Genomic DNA, 4762 nt, shown 5'->3' on the forward strand with positions numbered 1-4762 from the left:
GGCGTAATGCGGGGCAGCACAGCAGGTGTTATCCGGTTTGGCCTTGTTCCGGACGCCTCCTTTAAGGCCGTGAGCCAAGACTTCGCGCAGAGTGCGTCCCTTGTTTCCCGGGCGCATCGGCGCGTTGTGGGAAAGCTGCGGTCCACAAAGACGTCTGGCGGCGCAGGGCCTGCGCAATCGCGGGGTAAGTCCGGCGGCGCTGGCGCGGGGCAGGCCCCGGCCCCCGCAGGAGGTGCGGGCGAGCCTGGCATTGGCGCGGCGCTTGGCGGCGCATGGGAGCATGCGAAGACGCTTGGCGCCGCGCTCACAAACTCCAACCGTGAAATGACGCGTCTGTCCAACCAGGCGGCGTCTCTTGGTTTCTCCACCGAGGGGCTGGCCGCGTGGAATGGCCTTGGCGCGGAAATGGGTCTGACTTCGGACCAGATCGGCGGCGTTGCCAGCAGTCTGCAGGCCACGATGGCCCAGCTGGAGCAGGGCGGCGCTGCGGCGCACGGGGCGAAGGAAAGCCTTGGCGCTCTTGGCCTGTCCTTTGCCGAACTCAAGGATATGTCGCCGGAGGATCGCCTTCAGTGCGTGGCTGAAAGGCTTCGGACACTGGGGGATACGCAGCAGGCGGTGGACATCGGGGGCGCGCTGATGGGTGACAGTGGCGGCGAACTTGCTGCGGGCCTTTCGGAGCGCACCAAGAGCGTTGGCGAACTGCTTGCCACCCAGAAGGAACTGAACGTGGTGTCCGAGGCAGGCCGAAGTGGTGCCAAGAACTACACAGCCGCTTTTGGACGGTTCAGTACGGTGGTGTCCTCGGTGACGGGTGAGCTGTTTGGCGTCATCGGCGGCGCTTTGGCTCCGCTGCTCAATGAGTGGGGCCCGCGCCTCGCCCAGTGGGCGCGCGAAAACCGGAGCGAATTCGGCAAAATTGGCGAGGCCGTGGCGCAGTTTGCCAGCGGCGCAGCCAAGGCGTTTTCCACCGTGGTGAGCTGCGTGACATGGGCGGCGGATGTCGTTGGCGGGTTTGAGAACCTTGCCATGATGCTGGGCGCTGTGCTGGCGGGAAAAACCGTGATGAGCGTGGTGTCCTTTGGCTCGTCGCTGTTGTCCATTGGTAACGTGATGTCGGGTATTGCGGGGCGGGTGTTTCCGCTGCTGGTCTCTGGCATCAAGGCCGTGGGCATCGCCTTTGCGGCCAACCCTATCGGATTCGTCATCACGGGCATTACGCTGGCTGTGGTGCGGCTTATCACCATTTGGGACGACTTGAAAAAGGCCTTTACCGAGGGCGGATTCCTCGGCGCTGTGGGGCGCTTTTTCTCCTTTGGCGGTGATGATGACGACGATGAGGAAGAGGACGAGCGCATCAAACGGGCAAAGCCCGTCCAGCATGCGAGGGAGCCGCGCCGGTTTGCCCCGGCGGCACGTGCGTCTGTTCCCGCGTCCGCGCCGCACGCTGTGCCGGCTGTGCCTGCTGTTCCTGCCGCCGCTGGCGCTGGGGCGGCCCCGGCGCAGGTCTCGCAGCACATTGATTCCATCAACATCTATGCGACGCCGCAGCAGTCGGTTCACGACATCGCGGAAGCGGTGCTGCGACGGCTGGATGAACGCAGCCGCGTGGCGCGGCGGCGGGCGCTACACGACGGGTAGGGCTTATGTCGAAGAGTATTATGAAACTCGGTGACTACACGTTTTCCGTGGATACGGCCGCGCCCGGACGGTTGTCGCGCTCCACGGCGTATCGCTGGGGCGCGCAGGAGCGCCACGGGCGGGAGGCGGCGCTGCAGTACCTTGGGCCGGGCGCAGACAGCGTCAGCGTCTCCGGTGTGGTGTATCCGCACTTTCGGGGCGGGCTTTCGCAGGTGGCGGCCCTGCGCGCCGAGGCGGGGCAGGGCAGGCCGCTGCTATTCGTGGACGGGCAAGGGGGCATCCATGGCCGCTGGGGTGTGGAGGGCGTGGACGAACCCCGGCAGCAACTCTTCCCGGACGGGACGCCGCGCCGTATGGAATTCACCCTGAAGCTCAAGTACTACGGAGGGGCCGATGTGGTACCGCACGAAGGACGGTGACATGGTGGACGCCCTGTGCCACCGGCATTATGGGCGGACGGCGGGCACTGTGGAGGCTGTGCTGGAAGCCAACCCCGGCCTTGCTGACAAGGGGCCGGTCCTCGCGGCGGGTGTGGCAATCTTCTTGCCCGACCTGCCGGACCCGGAACCTGATGAAGGGGTGAGCCTGTGGGACTAGCACGCAACACGTATGCGCCGGTTTTCCGCGTGGAAGCTGGTGGTGAGGACATCACCGCCGTCATCCGCGAGCGGCTGATTTCCCTCTCCATCACTGATGAGGCGGGGATGCAGTCCGATGCGCTGTCGCTGACCCTTTCCGATGGCGCGCCGCATGTGGTGCTTCCCACCACGGGCGCGGAACTGCGCGTGTGGTTGGGCTATGGCGACAGCGCGCAGTATATGGGGCTGTATGTTGTGGATGGCGTCACGCTGTCCGGGCCGCCGCAGGTGCTGAGCATTACCGCCAGCGGCGCGCCCTTTGAGCGCAGCGGCACGTATACCCAGCTTCAGACCCAGCGCACGCGGTCGTGGACGCCGGGGACGCTGGGCGAGCTTGCACGGGTTGTGGCCGCAGAACATGGCCTGACGCCCGCCATTGCGGCGGAGGTCGAGGGCCGCCGCCTTGGGCACATTGATCAGATTCGCGAGAGCGATATGAACCTTGTCACGCGGCTTGCCGCGGAGATGGGCGTGCTGGCCAAGGTGGGGGGCGGGTTCCTGGTGCTGACGCCCAAAGCGGCGGGCACGGCGGTGAGCGGTGCGCCGCGGGCGCGGGTGCGTCTGAGTCCCGGCGACGTGACAAGCTGGCGCGTGGAAATGGCAGAGCGCGGCGATTATCGCCGGGTGGTTGCCCAGTGGCGTGATACGGACAGCGCGTGCGACCGTGAGGAGAGCGTTGGTGACGGCGAACCCGTGTACCGCCTGCGCCACCCCTATGCCTCGCGCGATGCGGCAGAGCAGGCGGCGCGCGCCAAGCTGGAGGCTTTTCAGCGCGGGCGCGCCACGCTGTCTCTTACGCTGCCGGGGCGTCCGGATCTGCGCGCTGAAGCGCTGGCGCAGCTTGAGGGATTCCGCGAGGGCGTCAGCGGCCAATGGACTGTGACCAAGGCCGAACACAAGCTGGACAGCTCCGGCTACGTGACCAGCGTGGACGGGGAACAAGGGCAGGACGCCGCCACGCCTGCTTAGGCGCAATGAACAGAGCGTGACGAACACGGGCCGCAGTGTTGCCGTTTGGCGATGCTGCGGCCCTTCTGCATGAAGCGTTTGGGCGCGTGGTACTGCCGTAGAGGGGGAACATGTGCGGCGGGAATGTGTATGGCGACGGCTGGCGTATATTGACCAAGGTGCTGGCGGGGTGGGAAAGGGGATATTCGAGGGCTGTGCAGAGGGTGGTTGCCCAACTTTGCAGTGCGGCAACAGGGCGGAAAAACACCTCTTCCGCCAGATAATTGACGGTAAAAAGTTCGATATTGCGTTGACAATAGTGCCAGAGTCTGGCGTGTATACTTTCGGAACGCCACGTGGGCGCCGCCACCGGAAGGTGGCGGATGGAAAAGCCTTGCAGATGCGGCCGCAAAACGCGTAGCCGCTTTTTCATGACCATGCGAGTGATCATGATTATAAAATGCAATGCGATCAAACAGTGTGCCGAGATGTCGGGGCGGGGCGCTGTTGCATTGGGGGCCGGAAGGCGGCGGGTGGAGCTGTACCGCGCTGGTAAAGGTCGTTTCCCCGGCGCATTCGTGCAGAAAAGGGGGGCTGAGGCCCCTGTGAATTGCGCACTCTTTGAGGAGAAGACAAGTGTATTCGTTTCGGTCAATTAAAGGGAAAATTGTTCTATGGTCGGGGCTGTGCCTTGCCGCGTCCATTTTGGTGATCATTGCCTACACCACGTACACCACGCGGCAGGAGGCCCTGAAGGACGCCCTGCGGCAGGCGGAGGACCAGGCCACCGTTGAGGCGCTGAAGATTAAGAGCCGCTTTGAGGTGGGCCTTGATGCCGCGCGTACGCTGGCGCAGAGCTATCAGGGCATGCGCGAAACCAACCAAACGCCCTCGCGCGATGAGATGAGCGGCATGCTCCGCACGGTTGCCGCGGGGAACGAAGCCCTGCTTGGCGCATGGACCGTGTGGGAACCGGACGCGCTGGACGACGCGGACGCCGCGCATAAGCACTACGACAAAGGACACGACTCTACGGGCCGCTTTGTGCCGTACTGGAACAAGGTTGGCGGTCTGCACCTTGAACCGTGCGGTGACAGCTATCTCGACCCGGAGCGCGCGGGCTGGTACCTCAAGCCGCTGCGTTCAACGACGGATACGGTCTCCAAGCCCGTTATGTACAACATTGGCGGCAAGCGCCGCATGGTGGTGACCCTTGGTTCCTCCATCCGCGTAAACGGCAGGCCCGTTGGCGCGGTGGGGGTAGACCTGCCCGTGGACTTCCTGCAACAGATTGCGGACTCCATGACCCTGCTTGGCACGCGCGCTATGGTGACGCTGGTCAGCCATGCCGGGACCATCGCAGCGCAGACGGACAAGCCTGACCTTGCGGGCAAGCAGGTGACCGAGGTCTTTACCCATCCGGACAAGGTGCTGCGCAGTCTTGCCCGCAACGAAGTCTACCGCAATTTCAGCGAGGGCTATTATGACCTTGTGGTGCCGGTAACCCTTGGCTCCAGCAGCGACCGCTGGGGCGT

General features: G+C 64.6%; 5 protein-coding genes. All 5 read left to right on the forward strand.

All coding sequences use genetic code 11. The features are described 5' to 3' along the window. The coding region (locus ACY69P_RS14275) for a phage tail tape measure protein (RefSeq protein ID WP_462327952.1) at positions 1-1641 on the forward strand (1641 nt) is incomplete at its 5' end. A 20-nt stretch (positions 1642-1661) separates the two neighbouring features. Continuing rightward, the gene (locus ACY69P_RS14280; RefSeq protein ID WP_462327953.1) at positions 1662-2060 is read left to right on the forward strand and encodes a phage tail protein; all 399 of its coding nucleotides are present in this window, start codon (positions 1662-1664) and stop codon (positions 2058-2060) included. Further along, the gene (locus ACY69P_RS14285) at positions 2035-2238 is read left to right on the forward strand and encodes a tail protein X (protein WP_459899096.1); all 204 of its coding nucleotides are present in this window, start codon (positions 2035-2037) and stop codon (positions 2236-2238) included. Before ACY69P_RS14280 ends, ACY69P_RS14285 begins: the two co-directional genes overlap by 26 nt. Beyond that, complete coding sequence (locus tag ACY69P_RS14290) at positions 2229-3248, forward strand: phage late control D family protein (RefSeq protein ID WP_462327954.1); 1020 nt, start codon at positions 2229-2231, stop codon at positions 3246-3248. The genes ACY69P_RS14285 and ACY69P_RS14290 overlap by 10 nt, the downstream gene beginning before the upstream one ends. Before the next feature lie 615 nt (positions 3249-3863). Beyond that, positions 3864-4762, forward strand: an 899-nt coding sequence (locus tag ACY69P_RS14295) for a cache domain-containing protein (RefSeq protein WP_462327955.1), incomplete at its 3' end; no start/stop codon positions are given.

The organism is Desulfobaculum sp., from assembly GCF_054921475.1.